At 66.6% G+C, this 19,420-nt stretch carries 19 protein-coding genes and 1 pseudogene; 12 read left to right on the top strand and 8 right to left on the bottom strand.

Annotation, left to right across the window (positions count from 1 at the left end):
* Window positions 1–53: 53 nt before the first annotated feature.
* Entirely contained in the window at window positions 54–1,415 is a 1,362-nt protein-coding gene (locus tag AB0L53_RS25210; protein ID WP_363998248.1) for an FAD-linked oxidase C-terminal domain-containing protein, read from the bottom strand.
* Window positions 1,416–1,527: 112 nt separating this feature from the next.
* Here AB0L53_RS25210 and AB0L53_RS25205 point away from each other — a divergent pair, with 112 nt between their 5' ends.
* Window positions 1,528–2,049: a hypothetical protein gene (locus AB0L53_RS25205; RefSeq protein WP_363998245.1), complete on the top strand. Its 522-nt coding sequence runs from the start codon at window positions 1,528–1,530 to the stop codon at window positions 2,047–2,049.
* A gap of 249 nt (window positions 2,050–2,298) precedes the next feature.
* On the opposite strand, the gene AB0L53_RS25200 is transcribed toward AB0L53_RS25205, so the two are convergent.
* The 3 genes from AB0L53_RS25200 to AB0L53_RS25190 all read right to left on the bottom strand — a co-directional run bounded on the left by AB0L53_RS25200 (window position 2,299) and on the right by AB0L53_RS25190 (window position 4,808).
* Window positions 2,299–2,874 (bottom strand): ricin-type beta-trefoil lectin domain protein, encoded by a 576-nt coding sequence (locus AB0L53_RS25200; protein WP_363998242.1) that lies wholly within the window; start codon window positions 2,872–2,874, stop codon window positions 2,299–2,301.
* 175 nt (window positions 2,875–3,049) lie between these two features.
* Window positions 3,050–3,331 (bottom strand): hypothetical protein, encoded by a 282-nt coding sequence (locus AB0L53_RS25195; protein WP_363998239.1) that lies wholly within the window; start codon window positions 3,329–3,331, stop codon window positions 3,050–3,052.
* Between the two features lie 271 nt (window positions 3,332–3,602).
* Complete coding sequence (locus AB0L53_RS25190; RefSeq protein ID WP_363998236.1) at window positions 3,603–4,808, bottom strand: aminotransferase class I/II-fold pyridoxal phosphate-dependent enzyme; 1,206 nt, start codon at window positions 4,806–4,808, stop codon at window positions 3,603–3,605.
* A 302-nt stretch (window positions 4,809–5,110) separates the two neighbouring features.
* Here AB0L53_RS25190 and AB0L53_RS25185 point away from each other — a divergent pair.
* Window positions 5,111–5,257 (top strand): annotated as a pseudogene (locus tag AB0L53_RS25185) (RHS repeat domain-containing protein); the annotation flags it as partial.
* A 204-nt stretch (window positions 5,258–5,461) separates the two neighbouring features.
* On the top strand, window positions 5,462–6,883 hold the full coding sequence (locus tag AB0L53_RS25180; protein WP_363998233.1) for an RHS repeat-associated core domain-containing protein: 1,422 nt from the start codon (window positions 5,462–5,464) through the stop codon (window positions 6,881–6,883).
* 420 nt (window positions 6,884–7,303) lie between these two features.
* Here AB0L53_RS25180 and AB0L53_RS25175 read toward each other — a convergent pair whose 3' ends face one another.
* Entirely contained in the window at window positions 7,304–8,308 is a 1,005-nt protein-coding gene (locus AB0L53_RS25175) for a tyrosine-type recombinase/integrase (protein ID WP_363998230.1), read from the bottom strand.
* A gap of 23 nt (window positions 8,309–8,331) precedes the next feature.
* Window positions 8,332–8,691, bottom strand: coding sequence for a cation-transporting P-type ATPase (locus AB0L53_RS25170; protein WP_363998523.1), 360 nt, complete (start codon window positions 8,689–8,691; stop codon window positions 8,332–8,334).
* 358 nt (window positions 8,692–9,049) lie between these two features.
* Here AB0L53_RS25170 and AB0L53_RS25165 point away from each other — a divergent pair, with 358 nt between their 5' ends.
* The 3 genes from AB0L53_RS25165 (at window position 9,050) to AB0L53_RS25155 (ending at window position 11,487) form a co-directional block, all read left to right on the top strand.
* Entirely contained in the window at window positions 9,050–9,304 is a 255-nt protein-coding gene (locus AB0L53_RS25165) for a hypothetical protein (RefSeq protein WP_363998227.1), read from the top strand.
* Window positions 9,305–9,410: 106 nt separating this feature from the next.
* On the top strand, window positions 9,411–10,283 hold the full coding sequence (locus tag AB0L53_RS25160) for a hypothetical protein (RefSeq protein WP_363998224.1): 873 nt from the start codon (window positions 9,411–9,413) through the stop codon (window positions 10,281–10,283).
* A gap of 319 nt (window positions 10,284–10,602) precedes the next feature.
* Complete coding sequence (locus AB0L53_RS25155) at window positions 10,603–11,487, top strand: calcium-binding protein (protein ID WP_363998221.1); 885 nt, start codon at window positions 10,603–10,605, stop codon at window positions 11,485–11,487.
* A 743-nt stretch (window positions 11,488–12,230) separates the two neighbouring features.
* Here AB0L53_RS25155 and AB0L53_RS25150 read toward each other — a convergent pair.
* Together AB0L53_RS25150 and AB0L53_RS25145 are read right to left on the bottom strand one after the other, a co-directional pair.
* Window positions 12,231–12,827, bottom strand: coding sequence for a hypothetical protein (locus tag AB0L53_RS25150; protein ID WP_363998218.1), 597 nt, complete (start codon window positions 12,825–12,827; stop codon window positions 12,231–12,233).
* A 63-nt stretch (window positions 12,828–12,890) separates the two neighbouring features.
* Window positions 12,891–13,694 (bottom strand): LLM class F420-dependent oxidoreductase, encoded by an 804-nt coding sequence (locus AB0L53_RS25145; protein WP_363998215.1) that lies wholly within the window; start codon window positions 13,692–13,694, stop codon window positions 12,891–12,893.
* Between the two features lie 350 nt (window positions 13,695–14,044).
* On the opposite strand from AB0L53_RS25145, the gene ctaD reads away from it, so the two are divergent.
* From ctaD to frdD, 6 genes are all read left to right on the top strand, one after another.
* Complete coding sequence (ctaD, locus tag AB0L53_RS25140; protein WP_363998212.1) at window positions 14,045–15,790, top strand: cytochrome c oxidase subunit I; 1,746 nt, start codon at window positions 14,045–14,047, stop codon at window positions 15,788–15,790.
* 142 nt (window positions 15,791–15,932) lie between these two features.
* The gene (locus tag AB0L53_RS25135; RefSeq protein WP_363998209.1) at window positions 15,933–16,166 is read left to right on the top strand and encodes a hypothetical protein; all 234 of its coding nucleotides are present in this window, start codon (window positions 15,933–15,935) and stop codon (window positions 16,164–16,166) included.
* Window positions 16,167–16,172: 6 nt separating this feature from the next.
* Window positions 16,173–17,909: a fumarate reductase (quinol) flavoprotein subunit gene (gene frdA, locus AB0L53_RS25130; RefSeq protein ID WP_363998206.1), complete on the top strand. Its 1,737-nt coding sequence runs from the start codon at window positions 16,173–16,175 to the stop codon at window positions 17,907–17,909.
* Window positions 17,902–18,663 (top strand): succinate dehydrogenase iron-sulfur subunit, encoded by a 762-nt coding sequence (sdhB, locus tag AB0L53_RS25125; RefSeq protein ID WP_357951084.1) that lies wholly within the window; start codon window positions 17,902–17,904, stop codon window positions 18,661–18,663. The genes frdA and sdhB overlap by 8 nt, the downstream gene beginning before the upstream one ends.
* Window positions 18,660–19,070 (top strand): hypothetical protein, encoded by a 411-nt coding sequence (locus tag AB0L53_RS25120; RefSeq protein WP_363998203.1) that lies wholly within the window; start codon window positions 18,660–18,662, stop codon window positions 19,068–19,070. The genes sdhB and AB0L53_RS25120 overlap by 4 nt, the downstream gene beginning before the upstream one ends.
* Window positions 19,067–19,408, top strand: coding sequence for a fumarate reductase subunit FrdD (gene frdD, locus AB0L53_RS25115; protein ID WP_358441536.1), 342 nt, complete (start codon window positions 19,067–19,069; stop codon window positions 19,406–19,408). The genes AB0L53_RS25120 and frdD overlap by 4 nt, the downstream gene beginning before the upstream one ends.
* The last annotated feature ends 12 nt before the right edge of the window (window positions 19,409–19,420 follow it).

The raw sequence follows: 19,420 nt of genomic DNA, 5'->3' as shown, positions 1-19,420 counted from the left end.
GTTTCGGAGCAGGTCGCGCCGCCTTGGCCGGGCTAGGTCACGGCTTGGTGAACTCAGATCGCTTTGCCCGGGTTGAGCAGGCCAAGTGGGTCGAAGACGGCCTTGATGCCCTGCTGCATCTCCTGCGCCACCGGTCCGAACTCCAGCCCGAGCCAGCGCCGCTTGAGGACGCCGACACCGTGCTCGCCGGTCAGCGTGCCGCCGAGCCGCAAAGCGTGCTTGAACACCTCGTCCGCTGCGGCCCACACCTCGGGCGGCGGCTCGGCCATACCCCGGTCGAAGATGAAGACCGGGTGAATGTTCCCATCACCGGCGTGCGCGGCCGTACAGATCTTCACGCCATGCCGTACGGCGGCCGCCTCGATCGCCATGATCATGTCGGGCAGCGCAGAACGCGGCACGCACACGTCCTCCACCAGGCACGCGCCAAGGCGCTCCTTGGCGTCGTAGGCCATCCTGCGCAGCCCGATCAGCTCCTCGGTCTCCTGCGGACTGGAGGAGACCGCCACGAACGACGCGCCGTTGTCGACGCACAGCTGCTCCATGCGCTTGACGACCGACTCGCTGTCCGACGCGTCGGACTGGCCGATCAGCATGGCGATCGTGCTGGTTTCCAGGCCGATGTTGCGATAGTCGTCGATGGCCTCCAGCGTCGCCCGGTCGAGCAGCTCCATCAGCGACGGCTGGCACCCGGCGGCCATGATCGCCGCCACGGCCGCGCCCGCGTCGCGCAGCGAGCCGAACTCCGCCGCGAACGTGGCCGGTGGCTTGTCCGGTGCCCTGCGCAGCCGTACCGTCGCCGAGGTGATCACGCCGAGCGTGCCTTCCGAGCCGACGAACAGGCCGGTCAGGTCGTACCCGGTGACGCCCTTCATCGTGCGGCGGCCCGTCTCGAGGATCCGGCCGTCGGCCAGCACCACCTCCAGGCCGAGCGCGGAGTCGCGGGTCACGCCGTACTTCACGCACCGCAGCCCGCCCGCGTTGGTGGCCAGGTTGCCGCCGATCGTGGAGATCTCGTACGAGGACGGGTCGGGCGCGTACATCAGCCCATGCTCCCTGGCCGCCCGGTCGAGGTCGGCGGTGATCACCCCGGGTTCGACCACGGCGATCTCGTCGGCGGGGGAGAGCTCCTTGATCGCCGTCATCCTGGCCACGGAGAGGATCACCGACCCGTCGCCGGCGGTGGCGGCGCCGGCCAGCCCCGTACCCCCGCCACGCGGCACCACCGGGACCCGGTGCTCGGTCGCCCACTTGAGCGTCGTCACCACATCATCACGCGACGTGGCGAGCACCGCGGCCAGCGGCTTGCCGGGCTCCAGGAACGTACGGTCGCGGGCATAGGAGTCGATGACGTCGGGGTCGGTCAGGACGCGCCCCTCGGGCAGGGCGTTCACCAAGGCATCAATGGGTCTCACATGGGAAACTCTACGGTTTGCGCCGACCGCGGCTAAAGGCCAGACTGCCCAGGTGGAAGTCACGTGTCCGGTATGCAGCCGATCTGACCAGGTCTCCGCAGTCCCTGGAGTGGTGGCGGCGGGCACCACGTACCGGATCGGCCGCGCCCGGATGGCCGCCACGCGCGACATCGTGGATCTGCCGACGGCGGCCTCGCTGGGCGCCTCGAAACACCTCATGAGCCGTACGCAGCTGGCGGTGTGGCTGTCGTTCCCCAGCCGCCACTACACGGCGTGGACCAGGAACCAGGGCTACATCCTGCTCGGCGTCGCCGCCCTGGTCCACCTGGTGACCGCGCTGGTGATCGCGATGGGCAAGGACGCGAACTGGACCGAGGTGCTGCTCGCGCCGTTCTGCCTGACCGGGTTGTTCTGGGGGTTCGGGCTGCTGTTCGTGCTGGGGTCATACGGGGCTCGCAAGCGGGACACGGCGGAGGCCCCCGCCCGGGTGCAGGCGCTCACCGTTTGGGAGAGGCTGTGTTACTGCCCGCGGGACAACGTGGTGTTCGAGCCTGGGGTCGGGGTGTCGTTCCACCCGAGCGAGACCCGCGAGTACATCTTCGGCTTCCGCCAGAGCAAGACCCGCACCATCTAGGGCTGTGACCGGAAACGATCACCGGGTTGGCGCGTAAGACGCTCCTGCCGGTTGGATGGTGCGGCGAGAAGGGCATCCGCTGGGGCGGCCGTTCCCTCGCTCCCGCAGCCTGAAACTGCCTACCCAACCCGGTGATCTTTTCCGGTCACAGCACTAGTCGAGCCGGCCGCCGGCTTGCAGCCGAGGACGCGGCGCTCTCGTGATCGTCAGTACGCGAAAGGGGACGGCCGATCATTCACCTTCAGGCGGTCAGGGAGTCGTTCCGTCATCGTAGGAGAAACCGAAGCTGCCCGGGTTCGGCGGCAGCACCCACTGCTGCAGGGGGCCGAAGTTGCAGCTCTGCACACTCAGCGGGGTACCGCTGGCCGTGCTGTTGCCGACCGGGGCCACGCAGTTGAAGCTGAAGTGCTGTCCCAGGACCCAGACGTTGTCAGGGGCGCCGGGGGTCAGCGCGCGGAAGGTCCATTGCTGGTCGCCCGTGACGCCGAAGGCGCAGGTCCGCAGGATCAGCCGGGTGCCGAGGGGAGTCGGGTTCTGGGTGTTGGCCAGACTGAGACACTTGCCGCTGGAGTGACGGATCGAGTTGTCGATCGACACGCCGATGGGCGCGAAGCCGTGCCAGACCTGACCGCAGTCCATCAGCACCACAGGGGTGTTGTCAGCCGTGCCGCCGTTGAGCGGGCCGATGCATCTGGCGGGTGAGACGACACCGTTGCTGCGGATGATCGTGGACGGGAAAGCCGCGGCCTGAGCTGCGGTGGCAGCCATTACCAGGGCCAGCATCAGGCCCATTGCGGTGAGTACGGAGAAGAGGATTCGACGCACGTTCGCTCCTTGAGCGTTCGGGATCTTGTGACACGCGGAGCGCATGCCTGCCCTGAAGGCGTTCCGTGCTGTGCCGGGAGGTTCCGGGGAGTTCCGTGCTCAGGCCGGGGGCGGGGCGCGTCGTGGTGGCCGGGTGGCTTGAGGGCGATCACCGGGTCCGGCGCCGCGTGGAGGGTCAGGCTCGCCCGCCGGATCCGCCCGCGCCGACCTCGGCGGTGAACCCGATGTGCACCGCCGGATTCGGCAGGCACGCCCGCCCGAGCCGCTCCACGGAGCCGACCGGCGGAGTGCCGAAGACGACGAACCCCGCCGCCCCCGGCAGGCCCGGCGCGGCTTCGATGGCGATGTGACCGCCCAGGCTCCATCCGACGATCACCGTGTCCTCGGCGCCCACCTCTTTGACGAAGCCGGCCAGGATGGCGGCGGTAGGACGCGCTCGCAGTCCGGCTTGCCGCACTCGCGGAGCCGCCGGCCGTCGAGCTCGACCCCGCACGAACCGGCTAGCCGGTCCAGCGCCCTTTCCGCCTCAGCGCGGCATCCAGGCGCGCTATCGGTACTCCCGCTGCGCCAACGATCATGATCAGCAAGCACGATCCAACCGTCCAGAACGTCCCGGCTTGATCGTTTCCGGTCACAGCACTAGCTAGCCCCACACTTCCGGTACGACGGGTCGCCGTACCGGAAGCCGCAGCTGCGTCAGGCGTACGCGGGCTTAGAGAACTGTGGGATCAGGCGCGCTCTTCGGCCACCGCGCGGACGCAGACGGCCAGGCCGGTGATGGCCTGCTCCAGCTCATCCAGATCGGGATAGGTGGGTGCGATCCGGATCGTGCGGTCGTCGGGGTCCTGGCCGTAGGGGTGCGTGGCCCCGGCGGGGGTCAGCGCGATCCCGGCCGCCTTGGCCCTGGCCACGACCTCACCGGCATGCGACACCTCGAGGCTGATGAAGTAGCCGCCCTGCGGGCTCGTCCAGGTGCCGAGGTCGCCGAGCTCCTTGGCCAGCACCCGGTCGACCAGCTCGAACTTGGGCCACACCAGCTCGGCGTGCTTGCGCATGTGCGCGGCCACCCCGTCGGCGTCCTTCAGGAACTCGACGTGCCGGAGCTGGTTGAGCTTGTCGGGCCCGATGGACTGCTTGGCGGTGTTGGCCAGGAACCACTTCACGTTCGCGGGCGAGGACCCGAAGAACGACACACCGCTGCCCGCCAACGTCACCTTGGACGTGGACCCGAACACGAAGGCCCGGTCGGCATTGCCGTACTCGGCACACAGGGCCAGCAGGTCGGCCAGCTCGGCGTGGGTGTCGGTGAGGTGGTGCACCGCATAAGCGTTGTCCCAGAAAATCCTGAAATCAGCCGCTGCCGTGGACATGGCGGCCAGCCGCCGCACGGTCTCGTCGCTGTACGTGACCCCGGACGGGTTGCTGTACTTCGGCACACACCAGATGCCCTTGACACTCGCGTCGTCGGCGACCAGCCGCTCGACGACGTCCATGTCGGGCCCTTCGCCGTTCATCGGCACGGGCACCATCTTGATCCCGAACCGCTCACAGATCGTGAAATGCCGGTCATACCCCGGCACCGGGCACAGGAACGTGATCTCCGGCTCCTCCACCCACCGCCGCTCGGCCCCGGGCACCTTGGTGAGCAGCGCGTGCACGATCGTGTCGTGCATCACGGCCAGACTGGAGTTGCCGCCGACGACCAACTGCTCGGCCGGCACCTGCAGCAGCGGTCCGAACAGCTCCCGCAACTCGCTGAGCCCCTGCAGGTTGCCGTAATTACGCCCGTCGGTGCCGTCGGCTGCCTTGTAGGACGTCGGCAGTTTGAGCATGTCATTGGCGAGATCCAGCTGTCGCGGCGACGGCTTCCCCCGGGTCAGGTCGAGCGAAAGGCCACGCTGGACGAGTTCGGCGTAGTCGCGCTGAGCGTTCACTGGATCTACTCCTCCGATCGGGTCGGATACGAAGGATAGAAGACGCACGGCCCTGAGCAGGAATCGGTCCGCCATGTGGATGGCCGGTCGGGCAGGCAGGTCCACGCACTTGGAGGACGCGGCTGCGGGAAGCTGCCACGAAGCCGGACGAATGAAACGGTAAGTCGCACTCCGTCACGTTTCCGTCACGTTTGATCACTTAAATAGATCTTGTGCGCCCTTTATGTCGAGCTTACGCTTTGTCCGTTTGCAGTCATGCTCCGAGTCGCACGAGCTAGGGACCTTCGGGTCGGTCGTGGGGCCTGTCCAGAAAACGGCTCTGTCGCAGAAAACCGTACAGTCCCGGGGCCGGGAACAACACCTACGGCTACGACCACGCCGGCCGCCTCACCTCCTGGACCGGCCCGGACGGCACCACCACCGCCTACGAGTGGGACAAGTCCGGCAACCGCACCAAGGCGGGCAACAAGACCTACACCTACGACCAGCGCAACCGCCTGACCAGCGGCGACGGCGCCGACTACACCTACACACAGCGCGGCACCCTCGCCACTGAGACCAAGAACGGCACCACCCGGAACCTCACGTTTGACGCCTTCGACCGGCTCATCAACGACGGCGACACCGCCTACACCTACGACGCCTTCGACCGCATGGCCACCCGCCAAAAGTCCGGCGGCGGCCAGCAACGCTTCGCCTACGCCGGACTCGACAACGACATCATCTCCATCACCGACCAGAGCGGCGCCGTCCAAGCCAAGTACGGCCGCGACCCCTTCGGCGGCCTCGTCAGCACCCAGGAAGCCGGTGGCCCTGCCCTCGGCGCCATGACCGACATCCACGACGACTTAGTCGGCACCTTCTCCGGCACCGCCCTGGCCAGCACCACGGCCTACAACCCCTACGGCGAAGTAATCGCCCAAACCGGCACTCAGTCGAGACTCGGCTACCAGGGCGAATACACCGACCCCGACACCGGCAAAACCAACATGCATGCCCGCTGGTACCAGTCTGGTAGCGGGGCATTTGCCTCCCGCGACACCTGGACCCTGCCCTCAGATCCCTCCGTCCAAGCAAACCGATACACCTACGCAAATGCGGCGCCGCTTACGGGCGTGGATCCCACGGGCCATCTTGATGACAACGCTGGGGGATCCGGCGACCCGAGGAAGATCGTAAGGCCTCCCGCCAGAGCCATCGATATTAAAAAGCCAGTACCGATGCCACCGCAGGCGGTGTCGAAGACGCGCTTTAGACTACCTCCGGCGCTCTTGGGTCTTGCCCTGATAATAGGGCTTGCGCAAACGCCAAAGGTTAATACCAAAGACATGAAAACGATGGAGGTCAAGAGGCCGGGCCCGAAGCCGTGGACCGGCGGATATGGAGATGGCCGTCGCGAACCGAGAAAAGAGCTGAAGAGGTGCACGGCGATTCAGTGCAAGCCTAATCGATGCCTATCAGGGTGCGGCCTCAAGTCGCCCACTACTAGGCAGTGTAAGACAAATTGCGGTACGAAAACTGATGGCGTCAAGAAGGTAAAAGTAAAGGGGGGAGGGGCGGACGCAAACTGCAAGTCTGTCTGCAGTCCCCCTCCATGTCCGGAATCGCTTTGGCCGAAGCCATGCACGGCCATATGTGCAGATAACAGCTATCGCGAAATGGACCGCGACCCGCCGTGTCCACAACCTGACCATCGACGGCCTGCACACCTACCATGTGATGGCAGGGGACCAAGCGATCCTCGTCATAATGATGGGGATGACGACCTTGTCCGTGTCGGAAGATGGATGTCGCAAGCCGAGTATGACCGTCGCACTGGCATGGTTCAACGCGGCGGAGGTGGTTTTACTTACGTGGTCCATCCAGCCGACCCGAAGGCCTACATCTCAGCTCGACCAGGTTCCGTCTATGCGGAATTCGATGTCCCGCGTTCGTTGCTGATCCCTGGAGGTCGCCCGGGTGACTACAAGTTGTCAGACTCAACCACCATCAATGCCCGGCTCGCGGAGAAGCGTGGTTTGCCCAAGCCGGAGCTTCCCGAAGCGAGGAATCTCGGCCTCGGTGGATCATGCTAGAGCGCTCTGACCTGCTGGGTATCGCCCAGGATTGGATCTCGCGCAAGCAAGAAGCGCTTGTGGAGCTGGGTATTAGTTCGGAGGTCGAACTGTCCTCTCCGGATCGAGATCACCGCTCTGTTAGCTGGGTACTTGAAGGCTCTTGCCATGGGGGTCAGCTTGTAATTTGGGCTGACGGACAATCCGAAATTGATCTGGCAGACATGGAGAGCGGCGAGATTCGGTCAGAGCATAGATGGATCGAGAGTGAGATCACGTTGATCTCGATTCTTGAATCCATTCATAGCTGGGTTAGTGGAGTCGAATCCTTGTAAGAACTCCAAATGCGGGAGCGTCGTCAGAGATCGACTTCTGGCGACGCTCTCGCGACGTTTGACGGCTACGTTGACGGCTACAGCGGCCGTGATCGTTTTCTGACGGCTACGGTTCGGGGCGCTCGTCGAGTGCTCCCGACATGCGTTCGGTGGCGTCGCGTTGGAGGCGGAGTCGGACGTGGGCGTAGACGTCGGCGGTGATGGCGATGTGGGCGTGACCAAGTAGCTCCTTGATCACGATGAGGTCCACGCCTTGGTCGAGCAGGAGCGAGGCGCACGAATGCCTCAGGTCGTGGAGGCGGATCTTGCGGAGTGCGGCTCCTCGGAGGAGCTGGTGGAAGTCGCGGTTGACGTTGCTGGGCTGGAGAGGCGCGCCGGTTTTGGTGGTGAAGACCAGGCCGGTGTCTGCCCAGGCGGGGCCTGCGGCGTCGCAGTCGGCCTGCTGCTGGTCGCGGTGGCGGGTCAGAGAGGCGATGGCCTCGCGGGGCAGGGCGATGCGGCGTTCGGAGCTGGGGGTCTTGGTGGGGCTGATGACCAGGCCGGTGCCGGGGACGTACTGAAGGGTCTGGCGGATGGCCAGGGTGCCGCCGGTCAGGTCGAGGTCGCTCCAGCGCAGGCCGAGGAGTTCACCGCGCCGCAGGCCGGTGCGGAGCGCGAGGTCGAACAGGGCGTGCAGGCGGAAGCCTTGGGCGGCGTCCAGGAAGGTACGGGCCTCATGCGGGGTGAAGGGTTCGGTGCGTTGTTGACGGCCGACGGGGACTTGGACGTTGCGGGCGACGTTGCGCGGCAGGTCGTCTTCGCGGACGGCGTGTTCCAGGGCGGAGCGAAGGACGCCGTGGATGTACTGGATGGTCAGCGGGGATAGGTAGCGCTGGCAGCAGTGGCCGAGGGCGCAGCAGCGGGGGCGCTGTTGGGGTTGGGTGGCGCAGGGGTCGCGGGCGGTGTCGGTGCCCAGGGCGCAGCAGCGGCAGGTGACGCGGAGCTGGTCGAGCCACAGGCGGATGTCCTTGGCGGTGAGTTGGCTGAGCTTCTTCTTGAGCAGGTGGGTGGGGAAGTAGAGGCGGAGGCAGGCGCGGTAGCGGGCCAGGGTGTTGGGGCGGACCTTGTGCACGGCGACGTGGTCGAGCCAGGTGGTCAGGTAGTCGCCGGGGCAAACCCGATCACCGCGTTGAGCAGCACCACACCCAAGATGGCCAACGACAGCTGTAAGTTCCCAGTGTCTCTGGGTTCCGACAGCAGGTACGCCAGGAACGTGATCGCCGCAGCCACCAGCAGCACGATCGCGAACAGGTCGGTGAACTGGGCGGCCAACCGGCGCCAGATGCGCGGTCCAGGACCCTGCGGCAACTCATTCGGCCCGAACCGTTCCCGTCGCGTCCGAGCCTCTGCCGCCGATAAGCCTCGCGGCCCGGATCCGAGCGCCGTGAAAACCAGCCTCGGAGGAATCTCCGGAACAGGCGGCGCAGAGGCTGCGTGCGACCGCAACCTTGTCATCGTCCTCTCCGCCTGTTCACTCGGCGCCATCGATAAATCCTTTCGCCCGAGATGTCCAGCACCTCAATGTGAACGGATTCCAGCCACGAACAAAGGGCACAAGGTCACGACTTGCCAGGACGTAAGCCTGTCGTGCGCCTGAAGCCGGATCAGCTGCGTCAAGACGACGCAGGAACCGCGCAGAGGTCATGCGGAGTTGGATGCCAGCGAATGGGAAGAGTTCGGGACTTAATACTCCAGCCGCACTTATCGATCTTTGAGGTGCGCCGATCTGGCAGTCGGTCGCGTCAAGGCCGATCAGGCTCAGTGGTGGTCGGGGCGTCTGCGACTGTACGGCGCCCGAGGAAGGGACGGCACCTTGACCGAACTTCCGGTTCCCGTCTGCTACGAGCGGCCGCTGACGCAGTGGAGCGGGCGATCCGCCGAGCCCTCCTACAACGTCGTCCACCAGTACGCGCTTCTGCGCGAGCAGATCAGCGGGCGCATGACGCCGGACACGGAGGGCGTTTCCGACTTCTTGCACGCCGTCCGACGGCATCGCACGCTGGAACAGGTCCGGGACGCGGCACGGATCGGCCGAAAGGTGCCCGCCGCGCTGCGCCTGGATGCTTGACCGGCGCAGCGTCTACTCGCCGCGAGCTGCCGACCGGCCAGCATGGAACGAGACGGAACGTCTCTAGGATATGACAACCAATGCGGCAAGAGCCGTACATCAGCGCATGAAACGAGTCTGGTACGCAGCGATCTGGCTCGGCATGGCCGTTCTGGCCGCGCAGGTCCTCACGGTGCAACCTGCGGCGGCGGCGACGATCCCGGCAGGGTCGATCGAGGTGAAAACGGTGCTGTCGCCGTTCAGCCTGGTGAACAAGTCCCAGCGGGTGAACTGCCCGCCCGGCAAGGTCCCGCTCGGCGGTGGGGCCCAGACCTCCGGGGGGCAACACCTCATCATCACCGAGGCTCGCCCGATCTCTGACGCGGCCGGGGCCGGCTTCGTCGTCACGGTCCAGGTGGACCAGATCGGGGTGACAGCACCATGGGCAGTGTCGACGTTCGTCTCCTGCGCCGTCGCGCCGCCCGGATACGAGGTCATCACGCAGGTCAATCCGCCGACGACGAGGCCGTCAGATTCGGTGCTCGCCAACTGCTCACCCGGCAAGAACGTCATCGGGTCGGGTGGACAGCTCATCGGCGCCCACGGGCAGCTCGATCTGACAATGGGGCCGAACCACCTGAACGGCGTCGCGTCGGGTGTGGGTGCTGAGGCCGCGAAGGACGATTTCTCGGTCGCGCCCACCGACCCCTACCAGGTGGCCTCATACGCGATCTGCGCACGAGAGAACCGCCTCTTCGATTTCCTGGTCGTTGAGAATCAGACGAGCAACGACGCCTCAGCCCAGAAGAAGGTGACGACCACCTGCCCGAGCGGGTACCAGGCGACCGGCGGTGCGATCTCGAGCGTGGGTTTCGGGGCGCACCTGCTGTTCTTCCGGCCGAACGTGACCTCTTCGCCTGTCTCCTTCGACTTCGCCGCCAGTGCCCCGCCGGGCTTCGGCGTCTGGAACTTGGCGGGCATCGTCCACTGCACTCGCTGATCCACACGGTTTCCCCGTCCGGGTGCGGCTCCGGTGGGGGCCCAGGGCCCGCACCCGGGCATCGCCGATCATGGACCGCTGCGCCAAAGGTGTCTCGTTCACCGCGCCGCAACGTGGTCGCGAAGGTCTCCGCCGACGACCAGGCCGAGGTGAAGGCCGCAGGCGGAACCGTCGGCGGTGGGGCTGGGCGAGGCGGCGGGTGATGGAACCCGGTGGAACGCCTACTGGGTGGATGCCAATAAAGGCGCCGTCTCCTACGACGAAGGGTCACGCACATGTCGCAACATCGCCCAAGCCATGCCAAGGGCTGTGATGACAGATGACACGTACACGAATTCGTGATCGGACGTACCGGGTTCCGCGCCGCATGATGCGGCTGCTCGGCGGCGCGGCGGCGCTCGCCATTCTCCCGGCCGTCGTGGCCGTGCAGCCCGCGATGGCGGCACGTCCCTGTTACGGCGACTGCCAACCTGGTGTGGTGCGTGGCAGCGGGGACCTCAGGTACGACGCTCCCGTTGGCGTGGACGACCAGATCACGGTCCGCGTCGACAACGGGTCCTTCGTGCTGACCGACCCCACCGCCACACTCATCGCGGGCACCGGATGCACCCTGGTGACCCCGCACGAAGCGCACTGCCAGGTCGGGGCCTCCCCGTCCATCCGCATCCGCGGCCTGGACGGCAACGACGTGATCACGAACTCCACCGGCATCCCCGCACACCTGTTCGGCGAGACCGGGAATGACCAGCTCGTCGGCGGCTCCGGCGACGACACCATGGACGGAGGATTCGGCGGCGACGTCCTGCAGGGCGGCGGCGGTTCCGACACCGTCTCCTACGGCGAGACAGGCGGCAGGCTCGCCATCCGGGCCGACCTCGACGGCGCGACCGGCGACGACGGCGGTCCCGAAGACGGGCCCGAAGGGGCGCGGGACACCATCGCCGCGGATGTCGAGAACCTGGAGGGCGGCACCGCCGACGACGTGCTCATCGGCAATGCGGGCCCGAACGTCATCGACGGTGGCGGCGGTCGTGACCAGATCCAGGGCCTGGGCGGCGCCGATCAGCTCACCGGCAAGAACGGCGGCGGCACCCTTGACGGCGGCGCCGGAACCGATCACTGCATATCCGATATCCGGCTCGTGTCGGGACCACCCGACACCTTCGTCAACTGCGAGTTCACGCAGATCATCACCGCGTTCTAGCGAGTCGAGGGAACGATCTCATCGGCCGGCGGCATCGTGAGACCGGAGCCGCCGGCCCGGCCATGTCAGGCCGCGATCGCCCGCCTGGTTTCGACGATCTTCCAGCCGGGACCCGGATGACAGAGTGTCTATGTTCGCTCACTCGATGTTAGCTTCGCTCTCTGGCCGTTCGCCGCTGGAACAGCCACCCCGCCCCACGCGGCGGGAAAGTCATCTGGGCCGAAAGCGCGCCCGAGGGCCAACCCGCAGGCCAGGCACCGCACTCACCCGACACGACCGCTAACGGCGCCCCCCATCCCGAACCACCAGCCGGCGCATGCCCCTGCCACGCTGCTCAACCACCGGAGCAACCCTTGACCACCAGTCTTGAACAGGCCTTACAGGACGCCGTTCTAGGAAGAAACCTATGGTGGACAGTGCCGGCATCGACCCAGTAACCCCTCGCTGGTGGTGTGAGGCGATGGCGACTGGTTCTGGGAGCGATCGGGCTGGGACTACCCCGCCGTAAGCAGTTGGTGTACGCCCGTCAACCGCCTTCCCATCCGTTGAAGGCCCACCTTGAGCTCCAGCCAAGCTTCCGCCTCCCCCTGGCCAACCCATGGCGAAGCGTGGGGGCGTAGCCCTTGGGAAGGCGGTCCGAGCGGAGCGAGATCCCCCCAGGGGGCGGGCGGTAGCCCGCCTGGGAGAACGTCCGGAGCGAAGCGGAGGCCCTTTGGTTGTGACGATGGCAGGTGGTCGGTGAGTCAGCAACTGCCGATCGTGCAGAGCTTCGCGGCCATCTTCGTGGCGTCCGCCTGGTGCTGGGCGAGGGTTCTGATGGCCGGGGCGTCGTTGCGCACGTCCCAATAAATAGCCACAGCCGCGCCCTTGCGTACCGCGACGAACTGCTGGGTCTGGGGTACGGGATTGGACTTCGTCCCCTTGGTGGCCCTCGAGGCGCCCACCGAGTCGTCGCCGATTTTCGGGTCGATTACCTTGACGACTTTGCCGCACTTGGTCAGGCGGGTGCGGAACTCGGTCATCAGTTTCTCCGCGGCGTTTGCCTTCGCGAAGAGCAGGACCTGTTCGCCGCGTTCGGCGTTGGTCTTTTCACCGCCGCCCATGTTCGGGTCATAGGTGAGGTCGCGGCGGGCGATCCAGTCCTTTTTCAGCTTGGCGCCCGAGCACTGGATGTTCTCCACCTCGATCAGGTTGTCGTTCTGGGAGAGAAGCCAGTGTTCGTGCTTGGTGTCCTTGCGGGCCTCCTTTTCGTACAGGAGGAAGTTCTTCGGGATCGACGGGGCGGCCAGGGCCGCCGCCGGCGGGAGCAGCAGGGTCGAAACCAGGGCGCCGCCGGTCAACAGGGTGATCTTCTTTATGTTCATGCGGAGTTGGATGCAGGCGAGCGGGGAAAAGTTCGGTACTTATGTGAGGAATTCGGCTGGGGCGTTTCGTTTGACAAAAGAATCCAGCTCGGGCAAGGACAGGCCCGGTGGGGTGGCCACGATGAGGCGGTCCACGCCCAGTTCCGCGTACGACCTCACGGTGGCCGCGTCGAGGCGGCGGGCTGGGGTGACCGAGATGTGCAGGGGCTTGGTCGATACGGCCCTCAGTGACTCCAGTTGGGCGGCCGTGGCGCGTAGGCCCAGCATCCAGCCGTACCAGCCGTCGGCCAGCGTGGCGGCTCGGCGGTGGGCCGCGCGGGTGTGGCCGCCGACGACGACGGGGACCGGGCGCTGGATAGGGCGGGGGTGGGCGTCCACGTCCTTGAAGGAGACGTGGCGGCCGTCGAAGGCGGGCTTCTCGTCCTGCCAGAGGGAGCGGATGGCCGCCAGGTACTCCTCCAGGCGGGAGCCGCGGTCGGACATCGGGACGCCTAAGGCGCGCAGTTCGGGCTCCAGGTAGCCGGCGCCCACGCCGAAGATCAGGCGGCCGCCGCTGAGGACGTCCACGCTGGCCAGTTGCTTGGCCAGGATCAGCGGGTCGCGCTGGGGGAGGACGACGCAGCCGGTGGCCAGCAGGATGCGCTCGGTGTGGGCGGCCAGGAAGGCCAGCGAGACCACGGCGTCCAGGAGCGGCGCGTCCGGTTCGAGGGGGGCGGAGTCCGGTCGGGGGCTGGGGAGGACGATGTGGTCGGCGGTCCACAGCGACTCGTAGCCCAGGCTTTCGGCCAGCCTCGCCACCCGGGCGGCGCCCTGGCGGTCGGCGGCGGCGAATCCGTTCGGCATGTGGAGGCCGATGGACGGTCCGATGGGAGATCCGGTGGCAGGCCCGGTGGAGGGTTCCACGGAAGGACCGGTGGAGGGTCTCACGGAAGGTCCGGTGGAAGGCCCCGCGGAAGGTTCGGTGGAGGGTGGGGTGGGGGACATATTGGGAAACGTTACGGGGGCCAAGGTCGGTCCACCAGCGATGATCTCGCATGGAATCCATGCGCCGCGTGCATGCCATAAGGACCGAAAAAGGGGTGCCAGGCAAAGACGTGTGCGGCGAATGTTGAAAATTGCTTCCCGTATGGCGATCGTTGGCGTGGAATTGGAGGATCGGGGGCAGAGCACACTCCGCAAAGGAGGGAGCACTCGTGACGACTGTTCGCGAGACCTCGATCGAGCAGGTCAGACGCCGGCGCACCGGGAAGATCATTGTGTCCTGGCTGTCGACGACCGATCACAAGGTCATCGGCTATCTCTACCTGATCACCTCGTTCGGGTTTTTCCTCGTCGCGGGCATTATGGCCATGGTGATCAGGGCCGAATTGGTGCAGCCCGGGATGCAACTCGTGAGCCAGCAGCTCTACAACCAGCTGTTCACCATGCACGGCACGATCATGCTGCTGTTGTTCGCCACGCCGCTGTTCGCGGGATTCGCCAATGTGATCATGCCTTTGCAGATCGGCGCTCCTGACGTCGCGTTTCCCAGGCTCAATGCGGTCGCGTACTGGATGTTCCTGTTCGGCGGCCTGATCGTGCTGGCCGGGTTCGTCACGCCGGGCGGGGCCGCCGAATTCGGGTGGTTCGCCTATACGCCCCTCTCCACCGCCACCTTCACGCCGCACATGGGCGGCGATCTGTGGATCATGGGGCTCGCGTTGTCGGGCCTCGGTACGATTCTCGGCTCCGTCAATTTCATCACCACGATCATCGGACTGCGGGCGCCGGGCATGACGATGTTCCGGATGCCGCTGTTCACCTGGAACACCCTGCTGACCAGCATGCTCGTCCTCATGGCGTTCCCCGTGCTGGCCGCCGCGCTGCTCGTGCTCGAATCGGACCGCAAATTCGGTACGCACGTCTTCGACCCCGCCAACGGCGGGGCGTTGATCTGGCAGCACCTGTTCTGGTTCTTCGGGCACCCCGAGGTGTACATCATCGCGCTGCCGTTCTTCGGGATCATCACCGAGGTGATCCCGGTGTTCAGCCGCAAGCCGATTTTCGGATATGGCGGGCTGGTCGGGGCGACGATCGCGATCGCCGGACTGTCGATGACCGTGTGGGCGCACCACATGTTCCCCACCGGTCAGGTGCTGCTGCCGTTCTTCTCGTTCATGACGTTCCTCATCGCGGTGCCGACAGGGGTGAAGTTCTTCAACTGGATCGGCACGATGTGGCGGGGCCATCTCTCCTTCGAGACGCCGATGCTGTTCGCGGTCGGTTTTCTGGTGACGTTCCTGCTGGGCGGCCTGACCGGGGTCATTCTGGCGTCGCCGCCGCTCGACTTCCACATCAGCGACACGTATTTCGTCGTCGCGCACTTCCATTACGTGGTGTTCGGGACCGTGGTGTTCGCCATGTTCTCGGGGTTCTACTTCTGGTGGCCGAAGATGACCGGGCGGATGCTCGACGACCGGCTGGGGAAGGTGCATTTCTGGACGCTGTTCATCGGGTTCCACACCACGTTCCTGATCCAGCACTGGCTCGGGGCGATGGGCATGCCCAGGCGCTACGCCGACTACAGCCCGGCTGACGGCTTCACCGGGATGAACGAGATCTCCTCCATCGGGGCGTTCCTGCTCGGCGCTTCGACGTTGCCGTTCCTTTACAACGTCTGGAAGACGGCCAGGCGGGCGCCCAAGGTGACGCTCGACGACCCGTGGGGCTACGGCAACAGCCTGGAGTGGGCCACCTCGTGTCCGCCGCCCCGGCACAACTTCACCTTCCTCCCGCCCATCCGGTCCGAACGGCCCGCGTTCGACCTGCACTATCCGCCGTTGCCGAAGGAAGTGCCCGGGGAAGAACTCGATGAGGGGGCTGAGGAAGCTGATGAGGGGGCCAAGGAAGTGGAGAGCGGAGGGGAAGGCTCGGAAGAGACCGAGGAGAAGCCCGGCTGACCGGCTTCTGCCGTAAAAGCCGCCCGATGGCAGCCCGACGGCCGCCAGAAGCCATCCGAAAGCCGCCCAAACCGGGCCTTCTCCGAAGAAGGCCGGGGTGCTTGTGTGGAGATGACGTTTCGCCCATCTAAGGAGATCGGCGATGACAGGCACGAAGACTCCCTTCACGCCAGAGACGGCCCCCTGCGGCAAGAAGTCCGCCGGCGAGCACCTCGTCGACGACGACGGCTACGGCCTGGTGATCCGCGACCAGCTCTTCGACTGCGGCTGCCGCAGGATCCGCCACGAGTACCACGACGGCAGCATCCACCTCTCCGCCATCCGCCATGACGGCAAGCGGGTGAAGGACCCGATACAACCCGACCACGGGAGCTGATCGCACATGATCGACGTGCTCATCGTCGGAGGAGGCGGAGCGGGTCTGCGCGCGGCCATCGCGGTCGCCGAGACGGACCCCGCGCTCACGGTGGCGGTCGTGTCGAAGGTCTACCCGATGCGCAGCCACACGGTCTCCGCCGAAGGCGGCGCCGCCGCGGTGATCGGCGTCGGCGACACGCTCGACGAGCACTGCTACGACACGATCTCCGGCGGCGACTGGCTCTGCGACCAGGACGCGGTCGAGGCGTTCGTGGAGGAGGCGCCCCGGGAGCTGATCCAGCTGGAGCACTGGGGCTGCCCGTGGAGCCGCGAGCCGGACGGCCGGGTGGCCGTCCGGCCGTTCGGCGGGATGAAGCGGATGCGCACCTGGTACGCGGCCGACAAGACCGGTTTCCACCTTCTCCACACCTTGTTCCAAACAACACTGAAATATCGGGACATCGTGCGGTACGACGAGTGGTACGTCACCAAGCTCATCGTCGACGACGGCCGGGTCCACGGCGTCGTGGCCGTCGAAATCAGGACCGGCCGCGTCGAGACCATCGCCGCCAGGACCGTCATCCTGGCCACCGGCGGCTGCGGCCGGGTCTTCCCCTTCACCACCAACGCCGCGATCAAGACCGGCGACGGCATGGCCCTGGCCTACCGGGCGGGCGCGCCGCTGAAGGACATGGAGTTCGTCCAGTACCACCCGACCGGCCTGCCGTTCACCGGCATCCTCATCACCGAGGCGGCCAGGGCGGAGGGCGGCTGGCTGATCAACAAGGACGGCTACCGCTACCTCCAGGACTACGACCTGGGCAAGCCCACGCCGACGCCCAAGCTGCGCAGCATGGAGCTGGGCCCGCGTGACCGCCTCTCCCAGGCGTTCGTGCACGAACAGCAGCTCGGCCGCACGGTCGACACCCCGTACGGGCCGGTCGTCTACCTGGACCTGCGCCACCTCGGCGAGGGCAAGATCGAGGCCCGCATCCCGTTCGTCCGCGAGCTGTGCAAGAGCTACCAGAACCTCGACCCGGCCACCGACCTCATCCCGGTCCGCCCGGTCGTGCACTACATGATGGGCGGCGTCCACACCGACCTTGACGGCGCCACTCCGGTCGCCGGGCTGTTCGCGGCCGGTGAGACCGCGTGCGTCAGCATCAACGGCGCCAACCGGCTCGGCTCGAACTCCCTCCCGGAGATCCTTGTGTTCGGCAGAAGGGCGGGCCTGGCCGCCGCGAGGTTCGCGAAAGAGCACAAGGAGCAGGGCGAGCCCCAGGTCGTACGGACACAGGGGGACGACGAGCGGCGGCGGCTGGAACGCGCGCGAGACGCGTCGGGCAAGGGCGAGCGGATCGCCGACCTGCGCGAGGAGATGCAGCACACGCTGGAGGGCGCGGCCGGGATCTACCGGACCGGCGGCGTGCTCGCCAGGGCCGTCGACACCCTCGCCGAGCTGCGCGAACGCGCGGCGGAGGCGCGCGTCGACGACTCCAGCACGACGTTCAACACCGAGCTGATCAACCTGCAGGAACTGCACACCATGCTCGACGTCGCGCAGGCCATCGTCGCCTGCGCGCTCAACCGGAAGGAGTCGCGCGGCGCGCACCAGCGCACCGACTTCTCCGCCAGGGACGACAGCACCTATCTCGCGCACTCGCTGGTGCACCAAGCGCCCGACGGCACGCCGTCGGTCGGCCTGCTGCCCGTGACGATCACCCGCTGGCCTCCGGGGGAAAGGGTCTATGGACGTGACTGACACCGAAGAGTCCGTACGGCAGGCGGCGGCCACCCGCACGATCCGGCTGGAGATCGCCCGCTACCGGCCGGGGCAGGACAGCGAGCCGGTCTTCCAGGGCTACGACGTGCCGCTGACGGCCGACTGGGCGGTGCTCGACGGCCTGAACTACGTCAAGGACCGGCTCGACGGCAGCCTGTCGTTCCGCTGGTCGTGCCGGATGGGCATCTGCGGCTCGTGCGGCATGACCGTCAATGGCGAGCCCCGGCTGACCTGCGGGACCTTCCTCACCGAGTACGGCGACGGGCCGATCAGGATCGAGCCGCTCAAGGGCTTCCCGGTGATCAGGGACCTGGTCGTGGACATCGACGACTTCCTGGCCAAGCTGTCGTCGGTGCGGCCGTGGCTCATCAGGGAGGGCGAGGAGCTGCCGCTGACCACGGAGTACGCGCAGACACCCGAGCAGCTCGACGCCTACAAGCAGTACAGCATGTGCATCAACTGCATGCTCTGCTACTCGGCCTGCCCGGTGTACGTGCTCAACCCCGATTTTCTGGGCCCGGCCGCGATCGCGCTGGCGCAGCGCTACAACCTCGACTCCCGGGACATGGGCGACCGCTTCGATGTGCTCAATCTGGAGGAGGCGGTCTGGGGCTGCACGTTCGTCGGAGAGTGCACGCGGGTCTGTCCCAAGCACGTGGACCCGGCCGAGGCGATCCAGCGCGGCAAGCTGACCGCCGCCCTGCGCTCGGTACTGCCCTGGAGCAAGCGATGACCAGACCGCCCGGGAGCGAGCGAGCGACGAGCACGTACCGGCCGCCGCGGGACGCGTTCTGGTTCGCCCGTACCCGCAACTACACGATCTTCGTCCTGCGCGAGCTGACCAGCGTGCTGGTCGCGTGGACCATCGTCTTCCTGCTCCTGCTGGTCGGCGCCCTGCTGGGCGGCACCTTCCAGGACTTCACCACCCTGGCCGCCCAGCCCTGGATGATCGCCGTCAACGTGGTGGCCCTGGTCGCGACCGTCTTCCACGCCGTCACGTTCCTGAACCTGGCCCCGAAGGCCACCGTGGTCCGGCTCGACGGCTGGCGGGTGCCCGCCTGGATGATCCAGGGCGGCAACCATTCGGCGTGGCTGGCCCTGTCCGTCCTGATCGCTTACTTCATCCTGAGGTCACCGTGAAGCGGACGCTGGAGCCGTACCTGTGGCTGCTCTTCAGCGGCGGGGGAGTGGCCGCCGCGCTGCTGCTGCCCGTGCTGGTCCTGCTGTTCGGCGTGCTCATGCCGCTCGGTGTGATCGACTGGCCGACCGTCGCGCACCTGCGCGCGCTCCTGGACAACGTCCTCGTACGGCTCGCGCTGCTCGTGGTCATCGTGCTCTGCCTGTTCCACGCCGCGCACCGGATCCGGTTCACCAGCGAGGAGCTGTTCGGCATCGCCCGGTACGACTCGCTGATCGCGGTGCTCTGCTACGGCGGGGCGATCGTGGGTGGTGTTACTGGGGCGTTGCTTTTGTTCTAGTTTCATCACATT

Source organism: Nonomuraea sp. NPDC052129, assembly GCF_040680095.1.
Taxonomy (GTDB): Bacteria; Actinomycetota; Actinomycetes; order Streptosporangiales; family Streptosporangiaceae; genus Nonomuraea.
This window is presented reverse-complemented; position numbering and strand designations above follow the sequence as displayed.

Excerpts from the sequence above, each read along its gene's own strand:
- AB0L53_RS25180 (WP_363998233.1), top strand. The coding sequence starts at position 5,462 with ATGGCCACCCGCCAAAAGTCCGGCGGCGGCCAGCAACGCTTCGCCTAC.
- AB0L53_RS25170 (WP_363998523.1), bottom strand. The coding sequence starts at position 8,691 with ATGACAAGGTTGCGGTCGCACGCAGCCTCTGCGCCGCCTGTTCCGGAG.
- AB0L53_RS25160 (WP_363998224.1), top strand. The coding sequence starts at position 9,411 with ATGAAACGAGTCTGGTACGCAGCGATCTGGCTCGGCATGGCCGTTCTG.
- AB0L53_RS25155 (WP_363998221.1), top strand. The coding sequence starts at position 10,603 with ATGACACGTACACGAATTCGTGATCGGACGTACCGGGTTCCGCGCCGC.
- AB0L53_RS25145 (WP_363998215.1), bottom strand. The coding sequence starts at position 13,694 with ATGCCGAACGGATTCGCCGCCGCCGACCGCCAGGGCGCCGCCCGGGTG.
- AB0L53_RS25135 (WP_363998209.1), top strand. The coding sequence starts at position 15,933 with ATGACAGGCACGAAGACTCCCTTCACGCCAGAGACGGCCCCCTGCGGC.
- frdA (WP_363998206.1), top strand. The coding sequence starts at position 16,173 with ATGATCGACGTGCTCATCGTCGGAGGAGGCGGAGCGGGTCTGCGCGCG.
- AB0L53_RS25120 (WP_363998203.1), top strand. The coding sequence starts at position 18,660 with ATGACCAGACCGCCCGGGAGCGAGCGAGCGACGAGCACGTACCGGCCG.